Annotated in this window: 17 protein-coding genes, 2 tRNA genes and 1 pseudogene; 7 read left to right on the top strand and 13 right to left on the bottom strand. The window is 71.0% G+C overall.

Translation table 11 applies throughout. The annotated features are described in order from the left end of the window. Window positions 1-85: 85 nt before the first annotated feature. A complete protein-coding gene (locus tag AC3IYJ_RS25990) occupies window positions 86-481 on the top strand; it encodes a CBS domain-containing protein (RefSeq protein ID WP_489397149.1) in 396 nt (131 codons plus the stop codon). Window positions 482-556: 75 nt separating this feature from the next. Here AC3IYJ_RS25990 and AC3IYJ_RS25985 read toward each other — a convergent pair whose 3' ends face one another. Beyond that, entirely contained in the window at window positions 557-2,023 is a 1,467-nt protein-coding gene (locus AC3IYJ_RS25985; protein WP_489402931.1) for a catalase, read from the bottom strand. 136 nt (window positions 2,024-2,159) lie between these two features. Between AC3IYJ_RS25985 and AC3IYJ_RS25980 the strand changes: the two genes are divergently transcribed. Beyond that, a complete protein-coding gene (locus AC3IYJ_RS25980; RefSeq protein ID WP_371617824.1) occupies window positions 2,160-2,576 on the top strand; it encodes a Fur family transcriptional regulator in 417 nt (138 codons plus the stop codon). Between the two features lie 118 nt (window positions 2,577-2,694). On the opposite strand, the gene AC3IYJ_RS25975 is transcribed toward AC3IYJ_RS25980, so the two are convergent. After that, window positions 2,695-2,768 (bottom strand) — tRNA-Met (locus tag AC3IYJ_RS25975). A gap of 47 nt (window positions 2,769-2,815) precedes the next feature. Beyond that, the gene (locus AC3IYJ_RS25970; protein ID WP_489397148.1) at window positions 2,816-3,484 is read right to left on the bottom strand and encodes a TetR/AcrR family transcriptional regulator; all 669 of its coding nucleotides are present in this window, start codon (window positions 3,482-3,484) and stop codon (window positions 2,816-2,818) included. 27 nt (window positions 3,485-3,511) lie between these two features. Here AC3IYJ_RS25970 and AC3IYJ_RS25965 point away from each other — a divergent pair, with 27 nt between their 5' ends. Both AC3IYJ_RS25965 and AC3IYJ_RS25960 read left to right on the top strand, forming a co-directional pair. Further along, window positions 3,512-3,775, top strand: a complete 264-nt coding sequence (locus AC3IYJ_RS25965; protein ID WP_489397147.1) for a hypothetical protein — start codon at window positions 3,512-3,514, stop codon at window positions 3,773-3,775. After that, window positions 3,772-4,299, top strand: a pseudogene (locus tag AC3IYJ_RS25960) (FAD-dependent monooxygenase); the annotation flags it as partial. The gene AC3IYJ_RS25965 and the pseudogene AC3IYJ_RS25960, both read left to right, overlap by 4 nt. Before the next feature lie 282 nt (window positions 4,300-4,581). Here the strand turns inward: AC3IYJ_RS25960 and AC3IYJ_RS25955 are convergent. From AC3IYJ_RS25955 to AC3IYJ_RS25945, 3 genes are all read right to left on the bottom strand, one after another. Continuing rightward, entirely contained in the window at window positions 4,582-6,519 is a 1,938-nt protein-coding gene (locus AC3IYJ_RS25955; protein ID WP_489397146.1) for a tetratricopeptide repeat protein, read from the bottom strand. Between the two features lie 225 nt (window positions 6,520-6,744). Continuing rightward, a tRNA-Met gene (locus AC3IYJ_RS25950) sits at window positions 6,745-6,818 on the bottom strand. 44 nt (window positions 6,819-6,862) lie between these two features. Beyond that, window positions 6,863-9,757, bottom strand: a complete 2,895-nt coding sequence (locus AC3IYJ_RS25945) for a UPF0182 family membrane protein (protein WP_489402930.1) — start codon at window positions 9,755-9,757, stop codon at window positions 6,863-6,865. A gap of 148 nt (window positions 9,758-9,905) precedes the next feature. On the opposite strand from AC3IYJ_RS25945, the gene AC3IYJ_RS25940 reads away from it, so the two are divergent. Next, on the top strand, window positions 9,906-10,478 hold the full coding sequence (locus AC3IYJ_RS25940; protein ID WP_489397145.1) for a PPA1309 family protein: 573 nt from the start codon (window positions 9,906-9,908) through the stop codon (window positions 10,476-10,478). A gap of 49 nt (window positions 10,479-10,527) precedes the next feature. Here the strand turns inward: AC3IYJ_RS25940 and AC3IYJ_RS25935 are convergent, their stop codons facing one another. The 4 genes from AC3IYJ_RS25935 to AC3IYJ_RS25920 all read right to left on the bottom strand — a co-directional run bounded on the left by AC3IYJ_RS25935 (window position 10,528) and on the right by AC3IYJ_RS25920 (window position 13,809). Further along, window positions 10,528-11,628, bottom strand: coding sequence for a YlbL family protein (locus tag AC3IYJ_RS25935; RefSeq protein WP_489397144.1), 1,101 nt, complete (start codon window positions 11,626-11,628; stop codon window positions 10,528-10,530). A gap of 68 nt (window positions 11,629-11,696) precedes the next feature. Beyond that, window positions 11,697-11,894 (bottom strand): hypothetical protein, encoded by a 198-nt coding sequence (locus tag AC3IYJ_RS25930; protein WP_489397143.1) that lies wholly within the window; start codon window positions 11,892-11,894, stop codon window positions 11,697-11,699. Between the two features lie 117 nt (window positions 11,895-12,011). Continuing rightward, window positions 12,012-12,473 (bottom strand): molybdenum cofactor biosynthesis protein MoaE, encoded by a 462-nt coding sequence (locus tag AC3IYJ_RS25925; RefSeq protein WP_489397142.1) that lies wholly within the window; start codon window positions 12,471-12,473, stop codon window positions 12,012-12,014. Window positions 12,474-12,699: 226 nt separating this feature from the next. Beyond that, complete coding sequence (locus tag AC3IYJ_RS25920; protein ID WP_489402929.1) at window positions 12,700-13,809, bottom strand: SDR family oxidoreductase; 1,110 nt, start codon at window positions 13,807-13,809, stop codon at window positions 12,700-12,702. Between the two features lie 269 nt (window positions 13,810-14,078). Between AC3IYJ_RS25920 and AC3IYJ_RS25915 the strand changes: the two genes are divergently transcribed. Together AC3IYJ_RS25915 and AC3IYJ_RS25910 are read left to right on the top strand one after the other, a co-directional pair. Then, on the top strand, window positions 14,079-15,512 hold the full coding sequence (locus tag AC3IYJ_RS25915) for a zinc-dependent metalloprotease (RefSeq protein WP_489397141.1): 1,434 nt from the start codon (window positions 14,079-14,081) through the stop codon (window positions 15,510-15,512). Further along, window positions 15,509-16,033 carry an NUDIX hydrolase gene (locus AC3IYJ_RS25910; RefSeq protein ID WP_489397140.1) on the top strand — a complete coding sequence of 175 codons (525 nt, stop codon included), beginning with the start codon at window positions 15,509-15,511 and terminating at the stop codon, window positions 16,031-16,033. Before AC3IYJ_RS25915 ends, AC3IYJ_RS25910 begins: the two co-directional genes overlap by 4 nt. Window positions 16,034-16,110: 77 nt before the next feature. Here the strand turns inward: AC3IYJ_RS25910 and AC3IYJ_RS25905 are convergent, their stop codons facing one another. Genes AC3IYJ_RS25905 through AC3IYJ_RS25895 form a run of 3 tightly spaced genes read right to left on the bottom strand, consistent with a single transcriptional unit; the run spans window position 16,111 to window position 19,252 of the window. Next, window positions 16,111-16,866, bottom strand: a complete 756-nt coding sequence (locus tag AC3IYJ_RS25905) for an AIM24 family protein (RefSeq protein ID WP_489397139.1) — start codon at window positions 16,864-16,866, stop codon at window positions 16,111-16,113. A gap of 17 nt (window positions 16,867-16,883) precedes the next feature. Continuing rightward, window positions 16,884-17,564 carry an AIM24 family protein gene (locus AC3IYJ_RS25900; RefSeq protein WP_371619788.1) on the bottom strand — a complete coding sequence of 227 codons (681 nt, stop codon included), beginning with the start codon at window positions 17,562-17,564 and terminating at the stop codon, window positions 16,884-16,886. A 29-nt stretch (window positions 17,565-17,593) separates the two neighbouring features. Next, complete coding sequence (locus AC3IYJ_RS25895; RefSeq protein ID WP_489397138.1) at window positions 17,594-19,252, bottom strand: TerD family protein; 1,659 nt, start codon at window positions 19,250-19,252, stop codon at window positions 17,594-17,596. Window positions 19,253-19,362: the final 110 nt, after the last annotated feature.

Here is a 19,362-nt window from a genome sequence, read left to right as displayed (position 1 = left end):
TGCGCTTGTGAAGGCCTTCTCTAAGTGCGGGCTTCCACGGTGCACCCACCCAAGCGGAGGGACTCACCAGGAGGTGGCTCTCTTCATGTTCGTCCGTGACGCCATGAGTACCGTGATCCTCACCCTCGGCCCCACTCACACCCTCCGTCAGGCGGCCTGCCTGATGTCCGGCCGGCGCGTCGGCGCGGCCGTCGTCCTCGACCCCGAACACAGCGGCATCGGCATCCTGACCGAGCGCGACATCCTCAACTCACTCGGCGCGGGACACGATCCCGACCGGGAGTCCGTGGGGGCGCACACCACCAACAACGTGGTGTTCTGCACCCCGGACGCCACCGTGCAGGAGGCCGCCGAGGCGATGGCGCACGGCGGCTTCCGGCATCTGATCGTGCTGGAGCACGGCGGCCCCGTGGGCATCGTGTCCGTGCGGGACGTCATCCGCTGCTGGGCGCCGGCCCGGCGCAGCACCGTACCCGTATAGGAGCCCCACGGCCGACGGGCCGGCACCCCCTCTCGGGGGCACCGGCCCGTCGACCTGCAACGACAAGCGGTCCTACTAGCCGCGGAGGGCCTGGACCGCGGCTTCCAGACGCTTGCCGAAGTCGCCGTCCGCCTGGCGGAAGTTGTTGATCGCGCGCTCGACGATGTCGTCACGGGAGACCTTGGCGATGAAGCCGGAGAGGTTCTCGATCAGACGGGCCTTCTCGTCCTCCGAGTACAGGCGGTAGAGGTTGCCCGCCTGGACGAAGTCCGTGTCCTCGCTGTGCACCGCGGCCGGGTGGTTGCCCGTGCCACCGGTGACGGCGGTGGAGACCCACAGCGGACGGTCCGTCTGGTGCGGGCCGCCGAAGCTGTTGGGCTCGTAGTTCTTCGCGCCCGCGTGGCGGCCGTCGTACAGGTAGCCGTCGCGGGAGTTGGTGCGCGCCTCGGTGGCGTGCGGACGGTTCACCGGCAGGTGGTCGGCGTTGATGCCGACGCGGTAGCGGTGGGCGTCGCCGTAGCCGAAGAGACGGCCCTGGAGCATCTTGTCCGGGGACGGACCGATGCCGGGGACGAAGTGCGCCGGGGAGAAGATCGACTGCTCGACCTCGGCGAAGACGTTCTCCGGGTTGCGGTTGAGCTCCAGCTTGCCGATCTCGATCGGCGGGTAGTCCTCGTGCGGCCACACCTTGGTGAGGTCGAACGGGTTGAAGCGGTACTCGGCCGCCTCGGCCGCCGGCATGATCTGGACCTGGACGGTCCAGGACGGGAACTCGCCGCGCTCGATGGACTCGCGCAGGTCGCGCTGGTGCGAGTCGGGGTCCTCACCGGCGAGCTGGTTGGCCTCGGCCTGGGTGAGGTTCTTGATGCCCTGGTCGGTCTTGAAGTGGTACTTGACCCAGAAGACCTCGCCGGCCTCGTTGTTCCACTGGAACGTGTGCGAGCCGTAGCCGTTCATGTGGCGGTAGGACGCCGGGATGCCACGGTCACCGAAGAGCCAGGTCACCTGGTGGGTGGACTCGGGCGACAGACCCCAGAAGTCCCAGACGTTGTCCGCCTCCTGCGAGCCCGTGTACGGGTCGCGCTTCTGGGTGTGGATGAAGTCGGGGAACTTGATGGCGTCCTTGATGAAGAACACCGGGGTGTTGTTGCCGACGAGGTCGTAGTTGCCCTCTTCGGTGTAGAACTTCAGCGCCCAGCCGCGGGGGTCGCGCACGGCGTCGGCGCTGCCGAGGTTGCCCGCGACGGTGGAGAAGCGCAGGAAGGTCTCGGTCTCCTTGCCGACCTCGGACAGGAACTTCGCCCGGGTCCACTGCGAGACGTCACGGGTGAGCGTGAAGGTGCCGTACGCACCGGCGCCGCGGGCGTGCACGACGCGCTCCGGGATGCGCTCACGGTTGAAGTGCGCGAGCTTCTCCAGCAGCAGCTGGTCCTGGACCAGAACGGGTCCGCCGATGCCGGCGGTCTCGCTGTTCTGGTTGTCAGCGACCGGAGCCCCTGCTTCCGTGGTGAGCGGTCCCTGCGTGGTCACGTGCGCCTCCAGTGTAAATTTGCTGCAAATCCTGTCCTGGTCCTACCGTAACCGATCCTACGATGGACTTTGTCTAAGTCAAGTGAGCATCCAAGTCGACACAGATTCAGGAGTTACACCGAATCCCCTCGCTGTTAGGCTGGCGTCTATGAGTGACCTGCTGGAACGACTTCGCGGACGCGGATGGCGCATGACCGCTCAGCGGCGCGTCGTGGCCGAGGTGCTCGACGGTGACCACGTTCACCTGACGGCCGACGAGGTGCACGCACGCGCGGTGGCGAGGCTGCCGGAGATTTCCCGCGCCACCGTCTACAACACCCTGGGCGAGCTCGTGACCCTGGGCGAGGTCCTGGAGGTTTCCACGGACCGCCGCGCCAAGCGGTACGACCCGAACGCCCACCGGCCCCACCAGCACCTGGTGTGCGCCCAGTGCGGTGCGATCCGCGACGTGCACCCGGCGGGCAACCCGCTGGCCGACCTGCCGGACACGGAGCGCTTCGGCTTCGTGGTGTCGGCGGTCGAGGTGACGTACCGCGGGGTCTGCCCGAACTGCGCCGGGGCGTAGCGAACCGAAGAACCGAAGAAGGCCGGGGGCTCATCGAGCCCCCGGCCTTTTTGCCGTCTTGGCATCCGGAAACGACTGAAGGCCCGGATCCATGGGATCCGGGCCTTCGAGCCTTCAGTAGCGGGGACAGGATTTGAACCTGCGACCTCTGGGTTATGAGCCCAGCGAGCTACCGAGCTGCTCCACCCCGCGTCGGTAAACCTGACTTTACGGGACGCCACCCGGCAGATGCAAATCGGTTAACGGGGCGGTTCGCCGGGCCCGCTCAGGCCGTGGAGGAGCAGCTCGGTGAGGGTGTCGACCACCTCGTCGTCGTCGAGCTCGACCCCGGCCGTCATGGCGGCGTACCCGAGCGTCGAGATCATGCCCCCCATGGCCGCGGCCACCAGCAGTGGATCCCCGGGCAGCCTGCGCCCGCACTCGCGCATGTACTCCAGGTGCTCCCGCAGCGGCCCGGTCTCCCGCGTGAGCCGCTCCCACGCCCCGCCCTCGGCGGGCGGCTCGGTCATCGACCGCTGGAACAGGGCCACGACCACGGGCAGGTGCTCCCGGAAGGCGTTCCAGGTGACCGCGACGTGCGTGCGCAGCTGCGCGCGGTCGGCGAGGTCGTGCTCGCGGGGATGGCCCGCGCCGGCCCCGATCTCCGCATCGACCTGGTCCCCCATGTCGGCCAGCAGCGACTGGAGCAGCTCGTCCTTGCCGGCGAAGTGCTCGTAGAAGGACCCGGTGGAGCGGCCGGCCGCCCTGGTGATGTCGGTGATCTTCGTCTGCGCGTAGCCGCGCTCCAGGAAGAGCGTGGCAGCGGCAGCGGTGGAGCCCTGCGGGCGGCGGTCATCGGGGGCGGCGTGGCCGGAACGGCGAGCGCGATCGCGCTGCGCCGGCGGACGGGCGCGGAGGTCACGATCCACGAGGCGTACGAGGACCCGGCCGGGCCGGTGGGCTCGTTCCTGAGCCTGGCGGTCAACGGCCTGCGCGTACTGGAGGAACTGGGGGTCCTCACCGAGGTCCAGGCGGCGGGATTCCCGGTCCCGGACCAGTGCCTGTGGTCGGCGACGGGCAAACTCCTCGGCCGGGTCCCCCGCGGCCGGCTCGCCTCGGACGCCCTGCACAGCACGACCCTGCGGCGCGGGCGGCTGGTGGAGACCCTGCGGGCGCAGGCGCTCCGGGCGGGGTCCGGATCGAGACGGGCCGCCGGGTGAGCCCGGACTCCGTGGACGCGGACCTGGTGGTGGCCGCGGACGGCCTCTGGTCGGCCACCCGCTCGGCCCTCGACCCGGAAGCCCCGCGCCCCGAGTACGCGGGCCTGTACAGCGTCTCGGGAAGGGTCGGCGGTCCCCGGAACCCCGCCCTGCCGACCGGGGACGCCTTCAACATGATGGTCGCCCGAAAGGGCGCCTTCGCCTGGATCCCGGCTCCGGACGGCACGGTCTGGTGGTCGGCCCAGGTGGCCTCGCCGCAGCCGCCCGACCTGGCGGAGGTGGACCTGCCGCTGCTGCGCCGGCTGTACGCGACCTCCGGGGCGCCGGCGGCCCTGCTGGCCGGAGCCACGGAGTTCGAGCGGCCGACGCTGATGCACAAACTGGCGGAGGTGCCCGTCCGGCACGATGCCCGCACGGTCCTGATCGGCGACGCGGCCCACCCCGTGGGCGCGGGCCAGGGGGCGTCCATGGCCCTGGAGGACGCGGTGGCCCTGGCCGACTGCGTGGCCGCGGCCCCCTCCGTCGCCTCGGCCCTGACCGCCTACGACCGCCTGCGCCGCCCCCGCGTCACCCGCATGGCCAAGGCCGCCGCCGCCAACCGCGGAGCCAAGACCCCGGGCCCCCTCCAACGCCGCGCGAACGACCTCGTGATGCCGTTCTTCTTCCGCTACGCCTACCCGCGCGCCACGTCCTGGCTGTACACGCAGGCCCCGTACGGCCCCGGCGGGTCCAGCCCCGCCCGAGCCCGAGCCCGAGGCCCGGAGCGAGGGCGGGGGCCGGGACCGGGGCGGGCCGAGGCCCGGGGGCTACGCCGAGAGTTCCTCCGCCAGCGCTTCGCGCAGCCGGGCCGCCCGCTCGGAGACCTCCGCCGGGCCCAGCTCCATGGCCCGCACGCACCACTTCTGCCCCTCCGTCAGATCGCCCTGACGGGCCGCGAGCAGGCCCAGCCGCAGCGCGGCCCGCCCGTGCCCGGCCACCGCGGCGCGGGTCCACCACAGGGCCGCCTCCGGCTCGTTGCCCTCACGGGCCAGCAGCAGCCCCAGGTTGAAGGCCCCGTTGCGGGAGCCGGCCTCCGCCGCCTCCCGGTACCAGCGCGCGGCGGCGCCCAACTCGCCCCGCGCGGCGGCCAGCATGCCGACCCGGACCTGCGCGCGCCGGTGCCCCAGCTCCGCCGCCCGCTCGTACCACTCCTCGCTCTCGGTGCGAGCGGCTCCGCCGACCGGCTCGCCCAGCGCCACCGGCTCCGGCGGCGGAGCCAGCGATTCCAGCAGCGCGGCCAGCCGGAAGCACGCCTCCGCGCTGCCGCCGCCCGCCGCACAGCGCAAGTGCCGTTCCGCCGCCCGGTCCTCGCCGTCGCGGACCAGCGCGATGCCGACCTGGAGCGCGGCGTCGGTGTGTCCCGCCGACGCGGCCCGCTCGTACCACTTCAGCGCCGTCCGGTCCTCGTCCCGGCTGGCGAACAGGATCCCGAGGTTGAAGGCCGCGTCCACGCTGCCCGCCTCGGCCGCCTTGGAGAACCACGGCTCCGCGCCCGCCGCGTCCCCGCCCTGGAGCAGCAGGATGGCCAGCGCGTTGGCCGCCTCGCGGTGGCCCGCGTAGGCCGCGCGCCGGTACCACTGCTCCGCCTGCGCGGTCCGCTCCTGTGCGGCGCACAGCAGCGCGAGGTTGTACGCCCCGTTCTGGTCGCCCGCGTCCATCGCGGCCCGGTACCACTTCTCCGCCGTCTGGGTCTCGCCCCGGGCTGCGTGCAGCGCGCCCAGCGCGTTCGCGGCGTTGCCGTCGCCGTCCTGGGCGGCCCGCAGCCACCAGGTCGCCGCGTTCTCCTCGTCGCCGGCGTCGCGCAGCAGGAAGCCGAGCGCGCACGCGGCCCGCGGCTCGCCCTGCTTGGCGGAGGTCAGGTACCAGCGCCCGGCCTCCTTGAGCTCGCCGCGCGCCTCCAGCAGGGTGCCCAGGTGCAGCCCGGCGCGCCGGTGGCCGCGCGCGGCGGCCTGCCGGTACCACTGCTCGGCCTCGGCCGGGTCGCCCTTCCGGAGGTGCCGGGCCAGCCGGTACGCGGCCTCGCGGTGCCCCTGCTCCGCGGCGGCCCGGAACCACCGCTCGACACCCTTGTCCCCGCGGTGCTCCAGCAGGTCCGCGAGTCCGTACGCACCGAGGGCGTGGCCGGATTCCGCCGCCTGCCGCATCCAGTACTCGGCCGCGGGCTCGTCCCCGCGCTCGCGGTAGTGGCGGCCCAGGGCGTGCGCGGCCGGAGCCGATCCGGCCACGGCTGCCACGCGCCACCAGCCGGCGGCCTCTTCGGGGTAGCCGCGCTGGTGCAGGAGCACGCCGAGGTTGTTGGCGGCCGCCCGGTCGCCCTCCGCGGTGGCCCCGCGCAGGTACGGCTCGGCCCCGGTCAGGTCGCCGCGGCGCAGCAGGAGCGCCCCGAGCACGCTCATCGCGCCCGGGTCCCCCTTGTCGGCGGCGACCCGGTGACGGGCCTCCAGCTCGGCGTCGCTGGCGGCGTCGGTCAGCGCGAAGGCCTCGTCGTCGAACACGTCGTCGGCCGCGGCCGTCCGCGTGATCGGCACGGCAGCCGTGATCGGCGCGGTAGCCGTGCCCGCCGTGGTCCGCGGTGTCTGCGTGGTCATCGCAGTCCTCGCGTCAACAGCCTGAGCCGCCCCATCGGACTCCGCACCCGATTCGGCTTCCGCCCTCACAAACCGCCCTGTCTCCAGCAGAGTTGACCTGTCCCCCATAAATCCCATCGTCGCATCACCTGCTACCCGCGTACACCTGGTATGTCGCAGCCCGTGAGGTCACTACAGCGTTTTGTCGACATGCCCACAGAGAGATAAGTCAAACACGCTCGGACCCCAACTCACCCACCCCAGCGACCTCGTGTCCGCCACGTGTTCACCACAGGCCCGCCGCGTATCCGTCCCGGGCATGACGAAGGCCCGGATCCATCGGATCCGGGCCTTCGTCTTCAGTAGCGGGGACAGGATTTGAACCTGCGACCTCTGGGTTATGAGCCCAGCGAGCTACCGAGCTGCTCCACCCCGCGTCGGTAAAACCACAGTAGCACGACGCGGGGTGGAGCCATTACCGCTAGCCGGTCGGCGGAGTCGGCTCCTTCAGCTTCGCCTCCGCGTCGATCGCCCGCTTCAGCGCCGCCTGCAGATCGCTCTGGGCCTTGCCGTAGGCCGTCCAGTCGCCGGCCTTCAGCGCCTTGTCGGCCTCCTCGACCGCCTTCTGCGCGTCGGCGAGGGCCGCCTTGACCGTCGGGTCCTGGTTGACCGGCGGCGTGGTGGTGCCGTCACCCGGCGGGGTCGTCGGGTTGGTCGGCGGGACCGGCGTGGTCGGGGACTCCGCCCCGAACACCACGTTCAACGCCTTCTCCAGGGTGTCCTCGAAGGCGGTCTGGCCGCCGTAGGTCACGAGCACCTTGCGCAGCAGCGGGTACTTCAGCCCGGAGCTGCGCACGTAGACCGGCTCCGCGTAGAGCATGCCGCCGTCGAGCGGCACCGAGAGCAGGTTGCCGTACTCGACCTCCGAGTCTCCACCGCGCAGCAGGCGGATGGACTCGGCGATCTTCGGCTCGGACTGGAACTTGCTCTGCACCTGCTTGGGGCCGTCGACCGGCTTGCTGGTCGGCAGCTTCAGGATTCTGATCTTGCCGTAGTCCGGGGTGCTCGGATCGGCGTTGACCGCCATGAAGGCGCTCAGGTTGTCCCGCTCGTTCGGCGTGAGCGTCGTGGTGAGCGAGAAGACCTGGTCCTTCTCCTTCTGGCCCGGCATCTTCATCGACAGGTAGTACGGCGGAACCGCCGTACCGGGCTTGGCGGTCGGGTCGTCCGGGACGGCCCAGGCCTCGCTGCCGCTGAGGAAGGTCTGCGGGTCGGTGACGTGGTACCGGGTCAGCAGCTCGCGCTGGACCTTGAACAGGTCCTGCGGGTAGCGGATGTGGTCCATGAGCGCCTTGGAGATCTCGCTCTTGGCCTTGACCGTGCCGGGGAACGCCTTCATCCAGGTCTTGAGGACCGGGTCCTGGGTGTCCCACTGGTACAGACTGACCGTGCCGTCGTAGGCGTCCACGGTGGCCTTCACCGAATTGCGGATGTAGTTGACCTGGTTCTCCTGGGCCACCACCGCGCGCTGGTTGTTGGTCAGCGAGTCGTGGGTGCTCTCGCCCAGCGTGGTGCGCGAGGCGTAGGGGTAGCCGTTGGTCGTGGTGTACGCGTCGACGATCCACTTGATCCGGCCGTCGATGACCGCCGGGTACGGGGCTCCGTCGATGGTCAGCCACGGGGCGACCGCTTCGACGCGCTCCTTGGGCGTGCGGTTGTACAGGATCCGCGAGCCCTCGCCGATGGCTCCCGAGTACAGGATCTGCGGCTCGCTGAAGGCGAGCGCGTACGCGGCACGGTTGACCGGGTTGTCGAGATTGACGCCGGAGTCGCCCTTGTAGCTCGTCTCCTTCTCGCCCTTGTCGTCCGAGTAGTCGAGCTCCTTCTGCGGTCCGCCGACGATCGAGTACTGCTTCGTCTGCTCGCCGTAGTAGACCCGCTGCTCGAAGTCCGTGCCGAACATCCCCTTGGAGGGCAGGTCGGACTGGGTGAAGTCGGGGGCGCCCTGGTCACCGACGGTGGTGCCCTTGGCCGCGACCACGCCGTAGCCGTGCGTGTACTTGAAGTGGTCGTTGATCCAGTTGTTCTTCGGGATGCCGCCGATGTTCAGCTCGCGCAGACCGATGACCGTGTCCTGGCCGTTGTACCGGTCCACGGCGAGCGTGGACGGGAACGCGTAGTAGCCCTTGACCTGCTGGAGCTGCTGGAAGGCCGGGGAGACGATGTTCGGGTCGAGGAGCCGGATGCTGGCGGTCGTGTCGGCCGCCTTGCGCAGCTGCTGCTTGTCGGTCCCCTCGGCCGGGACGCCCGCGTAGTCCGTGACGTCCGCGCCGGCGACCCCGTAGGCGTCGCGGGTCGCCTTGATGTTCTTCTCGACGTACGGGGATTCCTTGGCCTGCTCGTTCGGCTGGACCTGGAACTTCTGCACGATCGCCGGGTACAGCCCGCCGATCAGGATCGCCGAGAGCACCATCAGGCCGAAGCCGATGACGGGCAGCTGCCAGGTGCGGCGCCAGAGCGTCGCGAAGAAGAGCAGCGCGCAGATCGCCGCGATGGCGACCAGGATCGTCTTGGCCGGCAGGTAGGCGTTGGCGTCCACGTAGCGCAGGCCGGTCCAGTTGTCCGCGGCCTTGAAGTCGCTGGACTTCACCGCGAGGCCGTACCGGTCGAGCCAGTAGGCGACCGCCTTGAGCGAGACGAAGAGACCGAGCAGCACCGAGAGGTGTCCGGTCGCCGCGGCGGTGGCCCGCGCACCCGGGCTGGTGACGCGCAGTCCCCCGTAGAGGTAGTGCACGACGGCCGCGGCGATCACCGAGAGCACGACCGCGGCGAAGCCGAAGCCGAGCAGGAAGCGGTACCAGGGCAGGTCGAAGGTGTAGAACGACACGTCCAGGTTGAACTGGGGGTCCTTCTGACCGAAGGCCACCCCGTTCACGTACATCAGCCAGGTCTTCCACTGACCGGCCGCCGAGGCGCCCGCGATCAGTCCGACCAGCGCCGAGATGCCCAGCAGCAGCCACATGCGGTACGGCGCGACGCTCATCCGGTACCGGTCGAGGCTCTGCTGCTCCATCGACATCGCGCTGAGCGGCGGGCGCAGCCGGTAGGCCAGCCAGACGTTCAGCCCGACGGCACCGGCCATCAGCAGGCCGAAGACGGCGAAGAGGCCGACCTTGGTCCACAGCGTGGTGGTGAAGACGGTGGAGTACTTGACGGAGCGGAACCAGAGCCAGTCCGTCCAGAAGCCCGCGAACATGATGAACGCCATGGCAAGGACGGCCAGGACGCCCAAAGTCATCAGAAGAGTCCGGGCGCGCCGGGACGGGCGGCCGACTCTCATCCGTGGCCCGGAAGGGCCTCCGCCGCGGTCCGGCATCTGGAAAGCCAAGGTGCGCACCTCGAAAGTCGCTGTTTGTAACTGATGCTGAAATTTCTTCAGAGCATGGGCCCCCGATCGTAGGGCCCTCTCATGCAACTTACTGGGGCTTTAGTCAGTTCCCGGTATCCGGCGGAAAGGAGGCAGGATGTTGCCCATGTCCAACCTTTCGCCGTCCCCCGGCACCCCGATGGCCGCCACCCCGCTGACCCGTGCCGTCCTCGAGATCGACGAGTACGCCTCCACCCTCGGCTGGGACAAGCCCGCCCGCCTCTTCGCCCTGGTCGACACGGCCAAGCTGCGCAAGGAGGCCCCGGGAGTCGCCCGCCAGCTCGGCCTCGACCAGGACGACACCGGCAAGAACCAGCTCACCCCGATCGAGCAGGACGAGGTCCCGGCCGGGACCCCGCTCGACAAGTTCCTGGGAACCATCGCCTGGCCCCCGTCGATCCTCGGCTGCGCGCTGACCGTCGAGCGGCTGATGCTGCCGCCGTCGGCGGAGTCCTCCGTACCGGAGGGGCTCACCGACAAGCAGCTCGCCAAGTGGGTCGCCGGTCACCCGGAGCGCCAGGAGGTACGGCTGACCGTGGGCGTCCTGCGCGACGGCTCGCGCGAGTCCGCCGTACGGCTGCGCGAGAAGGACTCGGCGAACGAGGTGCTCACCGGCGCGACCCTGGTCCCCGGGCTCGCCGAGGCGCTGGCCGCCACCTTCCTGGACTAGGCCGTCTCTGGGCGGGAGGGGCGGCCCGGCGCGGGCCGCCCGGACACGGTCAGGGCTTGGTGCACTGCGGCAGCCCGGCCGTGTCCCCCTTGCCGATCTTCTCCAGCGCCTTCACGGCGTCGTCGATGGTGGAGACCTTCACCAGCTTCAGCCCGTCGGGCACGCCGGTCAGGGCGGAGGCGCAGTTGTCGGCGGGCGTCAGGAAGTATTCGGCGCCGGCCTGGCGGGCGCCGATGGTCTTCATCTGGATGCCGCCGATCGGGCCGACCTTGCCCGCGTCGTCGATGGTTCCGGTGCCGGCGATGAACTTCCCGCCGGTCAGGTTCTCCGGGGTGAGCTTGTCGACGATGCCCAGCGAGAACATCAGGCCCGCGCTCGGGCCGCCGACGTCGGCGAGCTTGATGTCGATCGTGAACGGGAAGGTGTGGTCGGTACCGGCCCGGATGCCGACGACTGCACGGCCCTCGGCGCCGCCCCCGGCGCCCGCCTTGCTCGAGACGATCGTGACCTTCGTGGTGGCGGTGGGCTCGCGGTGCGCCTTCTCGGCCTCGGCGGCGGCTGCCGCCGGCACGATGAGGAACTCGACGGGCTCGCCGGGCTTGTGCTTGGTGACGAGCTTGGCCACGTCCTCGGGGGCGTTGACGGGCGCGCCGTCCACGCTCTTGATCACGTCACCGGCGTGCAGCTTGCCCTCGGAGGGGCTGTCCTTGACCACCGAGGAAACGATCACGCGGGATTCGACCGGAATCCCGATCTGCTTGAGCGCGGCCACCTTGGCGCTCTCCTGCGACTGGCTGAACTCCTCGGCGTTCTCCTGCGAGGACTCCTGCTCCGTCTTGCCGTCCGGGTACAGGTTCTCGTGCGGCACGACGATGCTGTCACCGGCCGCCCAGCCGTAGACCGCCTCGAGCAGGTTCATGTCGTAGTCCGCGCCGGTGACGCGGACCGTCGTCATGTTGAGGTGCCCGGTGGTCGGGTACGTCTTGTGCCCCGAGATGTTCAGGACGGGCTCGCCGTGCGAGTCCCCGAGCGTGTTCACGGTCGGTCCCGGACTCATCTCCGAGTACGGGACCTTCATGAACACCCCTGCGCAGAGCAGGGCGAAGAGCATCAGGGTGGAAGCGAGCATCGTCGCAGTGCGGCGTGGCATGGATCGACAGTACGGGACGGCCCTCGCGAGCGGCCCCCGGGGCCGGTCCGTACGGGGAACCGGCGCCCTCAGAGGGTGTCGGCGACGGAGTGCGCTTCCGCCTTCGGCCGGGTCTGTTCGGCCTTGCCCATGGCTTCACGGAATCTCGCGTAGCCCGCAAGCTCGGATATGTCACCGGATGTACGGTCGCGTGCCGCCCAGCTGCCCCATATTGCCGCTCCGACCGCGGCGAACAGCGGAATCAGCAACCACGCCAGTGCCGCCATGGGCGTGCCTCCTTACCCCGAAGTACTTGTTGTTGGTGGCTTCAACGCTCGTGCCCGGGAGGGGGTTACGCAAATCGAGGGCGTGTTGCGCGTCCGAACGGGCGTGCCGGGCCCGCCTCAGCAGGCGCCGACCCACTCCTCGGTGCCGTCCGCGAAGGTCTGGTGCTTCCAGATCGGGACCTCGTGCTTGAGGTCGTCGATCAGCATCCGGCAGGCCTCGAAGGCCTCTCCGCGGTGCGGGCAGGAGACGGCGACGACGACCGCGAGGTCGCCGACGGCCAGGTCGCCGATGCGGTGGACGGCGGCGAGGGCGCGGACCGGGTACTTCGCCACGACGCGCTCGGCGACGCGGCGCATCTCCGCCTCCGCCGAGGGGTGGCAGGAGTAGCCGAGCTGATCGACGTCCGCCCCGCCGTCGTGGTTGCGCACCGTGCCGACGAAGAGCGTGGTGCCGCCCGTCGCGTCGTCGCCGACGGCCTGGAAGACCTCGTCGATCGAGAGCGGGGTCTCACGGATTTCGAGGAGCCGGATCGGGTCCGAAGCGGCCTGCTCGCCGGGGTGGTCGAAGTGCGGTGCCATACCTCCATCGTGCCCTAGCCCGCCAACCCGGCGTAATGGCCGTTCCACCAGGGCCGCCCCCACCCGCTTGGGAGCAAGGTCCAGCCCTGCCGGAAAATCCGGCCCCGCCGGGAAATCTGGCCCCACCGGGAAAATCCAGCCCCGCCGGCGTTTGAGGCGCGGGGGCCCGGGGGCAGCGCCCCCGGCAACGGCGCCGCACCGGGACACCGGCCCGACCCCGCCGGGGTCAGATCCCCCGACGCCGCCGCGCAGCGCGAATCGCGGCGGCCGCACCCAGCAGAGCCACCGTCGCACCCGCGGCACCCGCGGCCGTGGCGTCCTTGCGCCCCAGCCTGCGGCCCACGACGGTGTGGCGTCCGGCGACCTCCTGGAGGAGCTCCGCCAGCACCTCCTCGTTGGTCCAGCGCGGCCGCCAGCCCGCCGCGTGCAACGCGCTGATGCTGACCACCCACGGGTGCATCGTGTACGCGAGGTCCCCGGCCGGGGACGGGGTCAGGCCGATCCGGTGCAGCCGGGCCGCCGCGCCGAGGGCCACGGCCGACGGGAGCTCCATGCGGCGGATGCCGCTGAGCTCCTCGACCTCCTCCTGCTCCAGCCAGCCCTCGCAGCCGACCGCCAGCTCCCCCTCGACCTTCTCCAGCGCCGCGTACTCCAGCGCGCTGACCAGGTCCTCCACGTGGCAGAACTGCCAGGTCGGCCGGGATCCGGCCACCACGAGCAGCCGGGGCGACTCGAAGTACCGGGTCAGCGCCGTGTCCGTGCCGCCGACCAGGACCGCCGGGCGGACCACGGTGACGTTCAGGCCGGGGTGCGCGCGCGGCGCCCGGCGGCCGAGCCGCTCGATCTCCAGCAGGTCCCCGACCCCGGTCGCCTCGGCGGTGGCCCGCAGCTCGGCGTCCTCGGAGAGCGGGATGTCGTTGTCGGGCAGGGCCCCGTAGACCATCGCCGAGGTGCAGAGCACGACCCGGTGCACCCCGACCGCCGCGGCGGCGGTGAGCACGGTCTGGGTGCCGCGCACGTTGTACGCGGTACGGGCCGCCGGGTCGGTCTCCAGGTCCAGGTCCAGCGCCAGGTGCACCACGACGTCCGCGCCGCGCAGCTTCTCCGCGATCGCGGGGTCGCGCACGTCCAGGAGGTGCCACTGCGCGGCCGCGCACTCCCCCCGCCGCTCGTCGATCGCGACGACCTGCTTGACCTCGTCGGACTCGGCCAGTCTGGCCACCAGGGCAGCGCCCACCCCCGACGCGGCGCCGGTCACGGCGATCACGGGTCCTCGGACGGCCGGGTTACGCGGCTGGCGAACGCCCTGGGCGCTGTCGCCCGGCTCGGGGCGGATTTCGGCGTCCTGCGGCGCGCGAGCGGGCTCTTGCGAGCCGTTCTTGTCCAAAGCGTGCGGATCTGGGGAACTCACCAGGCGTCTCCAGCGGTTGTCTTCAGTAGGAGACGCGTCGTGACGCGTACCTACCAGGTGATGTCCATCCTGCCGCAGCCCAGGAGTCGGCGGAGCACCGAGCCCGGAAGCGGGTCTGGTGTCTACGCTGGGTGGTGTTGTCGATTCCATTGCCCGCCGGTACCCACCGGCGGCCCTACGAGCCGAGGAAACCCGTGAGCGACACCCCATTCGGATTCGGTCTTCCGCCCGAGGAGCCTACGAACGGCGACGAAGGCAAGAAGAAGGGCAATGAGGGCGGTCAGAGCGGCCCGAATCCGTTCGGGTTCGGCTCGGGCATGCCCGGCGGGCTGCCGGGGGGCGCCGGCGGTCAGGGCGGCGCCGACAACCCCTTCGCCGCGATGTTCGGCTCGATGAACCCGAACGACCTCGGTGCCGCCTTCCAGCAGCTCGGCCAGATGCTGAGCTACGAGGGCGGCCCGGTCAACTGGGACATGGCCAAGGACATCGCCCGCCAGACCGTGGCCCAGGGCACCTCGGACGGGGTGAAGGACGCCAGCATCGGCCTCGCCGAGAAGTCGGCGGTCGAGGAGGCCATGCGCCTCGCCGACCACTGGCTCGACGGGGTCACCTCGCTGCCGTCGGGCGCCGCGACGGCCGTCGCGTGGAGCCGTGCCGAGTGGGTCGAGGAGACCCTCCCGGTGTGGAAGGAGCTCGTGGACCCGGTCGCCGAGCGCGTCGGCGCGGCCATGGGCGGCGTACTGCCCGAGGAGATGCAGGCCATGGCGGGCCCGCTGCTCGGCATGATGCGCTCCATGGGCGGGGCCATGTTCGGCCAGCAGATCGGCCAGGCCGTGGGCACCCTCGCGGGCGAGGTCGTCGGCTCCACGGACATCGGTCTCCCGCTGGGCCCGGTCGGCAAGGCCGCGCTGCTTCCGCTGAACATCGAGCGCTTCGGCAAGGACCTGGGCGTCTCCTCGGACGAGGTCCGGCTGTACCTGGCGCTGCGCGAGGCCGCCCACGCGCGTCTCTTCGCGCACGTGCCGTGGCTGCGCTCGCACCTCTTCGGTGCGGTCGAGGGCTACGCGCGGGGCATCAAGGTCGACACCTCGAAGCTGGAGGACGTGGTCGGCCAGCTCGACCCGTCCAACCCGGAACAGCTGCAGGAAGCCCTCCAGGGCGGAATGTTCCAGCCGCAGGACACCCCCGAGCAGAAGGCCGCGCTGGCCCGCCTGGAGACGGCGCTCGCGCTGGTCGAGGGCTGGGTGGACGCGGTCGTGCACGAGGCGGCCTCTCCCCGGCTGACCTCGGCGGACGCCATGCGCGAGACCATGCGCCGGCGGCGCGCCTCGGGCGGTCCGGCGGAACAGACCTTCGCGACCCTGATCGGGCTGGAACTGCGCCCGCGCCGGCTGCGCGACGCCTCCCGGCTGTGGGCCTCGCTCACCGACGCGCGCGGTGTGGACGGGCGCGACGGGCTGTGGGAGCACCCGGACATGCTGCCGACCGCTTCGGACCTGGACGACCCGGACGGGTTCGTGCACCGCGAGCAGCTGGACTTCTCCGAGATCGACAAGATGCTCGGCGAGGCCGCCGCCCAGAGCGGTGACCAGGACGGCCGCGAGCAGGACGGCGAAGACAAGAAGTGAGCCTGCACGAAGACGCGGTGCTGGTCCTGAAGTCGTACGAGGACCAGCCCGAGCTGCGCGACCTGTACCTGGAACACCTGGCTGCCCACCCGGACGGGGTCTACAAGCCCTGCCATGCCGGGCACGTCACGGCCAGCGCGCTGGTGATCGACCCGGTGGGCGGCCGCGTGCTGCTGACCCTGCACAAGAAGCTGGGCATGTGGCTCCAGATGGGCGGGCACTGCGAGCCCGGTGACGCCACGCTCACCGATGCCGCGCTGCGCGAGGCCGTCGAGGAGTCCGGCATCGCCCACGCGCTGACGCTGCTGGAGGGCGGACCGGTGCGGCTCGACCGGCATCCGATCCCGGCTCCGTGCAACTGGCACCTGGACGTGCAGTACGCGGCGCTCGCGCCCGCCGAGGCGGTCGAAGCGATCAGCGACGAGTCGCTGGACCTGCGCTGGTTCCCGTACGCGGAGGTGGCGGCGGTGGCCGACACCTCGGTGGTGCGGCTGATGGAGGCGACCCGGGCGCGTCTCTGACCCGGCACGGCACGGCGAGAGGGGCGGTCCCGCGATGCGGGGCCGCCCCTCTCCTGCCTTGATCCGGCTGCTGCCGGTCAGTTCCAGGCGTTGTTCTGGTTCTGCGCGTGGGCGCCGTGCTGGCCCATGCCGAACTGCGCGGCCGCGCCCTGCCCGATGGTGGCGTTCTGCGGCGGGAGCACCTCGCTGGGCTGGACCAGGGCGAACCCGGTGCCGAGGAAGCTGAGCTCCCAGCCCTCTCCGGTGTTGCCGCGCCGGCGCCACACGCCGCTGGAGTGCGTCTGGGCCTGCATCTGCACGCGCAGCGAGGTGGACCAGGCGACGATGGCGTCCGCGTCGGCGTTGACGTACTTGTCCGGCGTGACCTGCATCATCAGCGGCTGCCCGGAGGTCATCAGCGCGACCTTTCCGCGGCCGGTGATGTTGAGCTGGTACTTGCCGGTGCCGGAGACCCCGTACTGGCTGTCCACGGCGATGACCTCGGTGTGCAGGGTCGAGTCGAGGGCCAGGACGTAGCCGCTGTCGACGGTGAGGCCCTCCTGGTCCACGTCCACCACGTGCACGTACTGGGCGAGGTTGGCCAGGTAGACCGTGCCCTGACCCGAGCAGCGCATCAGGTCCAGGCCCTCACCGGTGCGGGCGCGGGCGCCGTGCTGGGTGGTGCTCTGGTACTCGCCGTCGAAGTCGATGATCCCCTGGTAGGCGACCATGGCTCCCTTGCGGGCGAGCACGTCGTCGGAGCCGCTCAGGGAGACCCGCAGCAGCTGCGGGTTCTGGACGGCGTACCGCTCCTGGGACTGCGCCTCGGCGTGGGCGAAAAGTGAGCTCTGCATGGTGTGTCTTCTCCCCCTCAGCCCCGGGCCCGGAGCCGGTCGGTGCTGTCCTCGCTGGGCTGTACGACGACGATGCCCTGACCCGAGAAGGCCATCTGGTAGGCCTCCCCGCTGCCCCGGCCGATCAGTGACGAGGCCTTGAAGCTGCTCTTCCCCTTGACCTTGAGGTTCGGGGACCAGGCGACGAGCGCGTCGGGGTCGACGTACGTCTCGTCCTCGCCGCGGCCGCACTCGACCACGATCGGGGTGCCCCGGGAGGTGACGGCGACCCAGCCGGTCCCGGATACCTGCACGTTGAACAGGCCCTGGCCGGCGAATTTGGCCATGCCCTTGACCCGCTCGACGCCCCACTGGAGGTGGGCGTCGAAGGCGAGGAGGTTGGTGCCGTTGACGGAGAGGGCGTCGTTGTTGAGGTTGATGCAGACGACGTTCGCGCCGTAGTCGGCGAGGTAGAGCAGGCCGTCGCCGGTGCACTTCATCAGCGGGGCGCCCTCGCCCGTGAGCCACTGCGAGGCCATCTGGCGCAGGGCCGGCGGGTTGGGCTCGTACTGGACGAAGCCTTCGTAGGCGACCATCGACCCGGTGCGGGCGAAGAGGTCCTGGCCGCTCTGCATGGCGACCTTGAGCATGGCCGAACCGTGGTTCTCCATGCGGGCCGTGACGGGGGTCGGGGCGTAGCCCGCGAGCTGCTGGTTCATCGAGTTCATGGCATTCATGTGGGGCTCCCTCAGACCTCGTACGGCTGGACGACGATGAAGTTTCCGGGGGCGCCGCGGAACTGGAGGTTCACGGTTTCCCCGCTGTGGCCGGGGTAGGCGTTGCGGCGCAGCCGGACCTGGCTGGAAATGATCACCTGGGAGGCGGCGGACCACGCGACGATGGCGTTGCTGTCCGCGAAGGTGGTCGGGGTGACGGGCAGGACGACGGGGGTTCCGTGCGTCTTGACGATCACCGTGCCGGTGCCCTGGAAGAGCATGGTGAACAGCGCGCCGCCGGGGATGCCGTGGCCCTCGATGCGTCGCACCTCGTGCTGGAGCGACTCGTCGAAGGCGAGGACGGACTCGGCGGAGACGCAGATGCCGTCGCCCTGGAGCTCGATGGCGTGCAGGTGGGCGCCGTTCTCGGCGAGGAACACCTGGCCGCGGCCGGTGCAGCGCATGAGCTGCATCTCCTGGCCGGTGGCGTTGCCGACGATGCGGCCGGCGAAGCCCGCACCCTTGTAGCTGAAGTCGACCCTGCCCTGGTAGAGGACCATGCTGCCCTGGCGGGCGAGGACGGCCTGGCCGCCCATCGACAGGTCCACCCGCATGAGCTGCTTGTTCTGCGGGGTCCAGCGGGCGCCCGTGGGGGCTTCCTTGTACGGCTGGAGGGCGGCGGCGAGCCCGGCGCCGACGGCGGGTACCGCCTGCATGGGCTGGCCGTAGCCGGGGGGCTGCTGGCCGTACGGGGGCGGCTGCTGGCCGGGGTACTGGCCGGACGGCTGACCGGGGTACTGCCCGGACTGCTGGCCCGGGACCTGGCCGTACGAGGGCTGCGGCTGCTGCCCGTACGGCGCGGGGGCCGGGGTGGGCGGCGGGACCTGGCCGTAGGGCGCGGGCGCCGGGGCCGGCGGTGCCAGCGGGACGCCCATGGGTGCGGCCATGGTGGGGGCCGCGTGGACGGGCTGCTGGTACGGCGCGGGGGTCTGGGCCGGTGCCTGGTAGGGCGCGGGGGCCGGAGCCGGGGCCTGGTACGGGGCGGGGGCCTGGGGGGCCTGGGCGGGAGCGCCGAAGCCGGGCGCCGGAGCGGCGGCCTGCGGCGGCGGGGCGAAGCCGGGCGCACCGGCCGGGGCCTGGGCCTGCGGCGCGGGCTCCTCCTCCTCGGCGACCTCGCCGCCGAAGTTCTTGAGCAGCGCGGCGAGCCCGCCGTCGAACCCCTGGCCGACGGCGGCGAAGCGCCACACGTCCTTGAGGTAGAAATCGCCGATCATCAGGGCGCGCTCGGTGCTGAACTCCGAGCCCGTGAAGGAGTAGCGGACGACTTCCTCACCGCCCGCCACGATGCGGATGTAGCCCGGTCCGATCTGCGACATCTGTCCGGCGCCGTCGATCGAGGCGGCGAAGGAGAGCTTGTGGATGTTCGCCGGAATGCGGTCCAGGGTCACCCGGAAGGATTCCGCGTCACCGGACTGCGGGCCGAGCAGCTGAATGGACTCTTCCGGCGACTTCGGCTGGTTGAAGAAGACGAAGTAGCGGTCGTCCGAGAGCTGTTCGTTCGCGTCGAGGCCGAAGCAGCTGATGTCGATGGCGAGTCCGGGCCCGGCGATCTGGACGCCCACGTACAGGTCCGTGCCCGCCGTCAGATCACTGATTTTGGCCTTGTGACCGCGTTGGAATTCCCTGGCCATACCTAAGACCGTCCCCCATCCCGACTGTGAATGCGTGGCGCTCAGGCTAACGGCAACCTCGGACATCCGGCCAAGTCGGTACCGACCCGGTACATATCAGGGTGGGCGAC

Source organism: Streptomyces sp. GL_140 (assembly GCF_057834465.1).
Note: the sequence above shows the minus strand (reverse complement) of the source record. Positions and strands in the feature narration are given on the sequence as shown.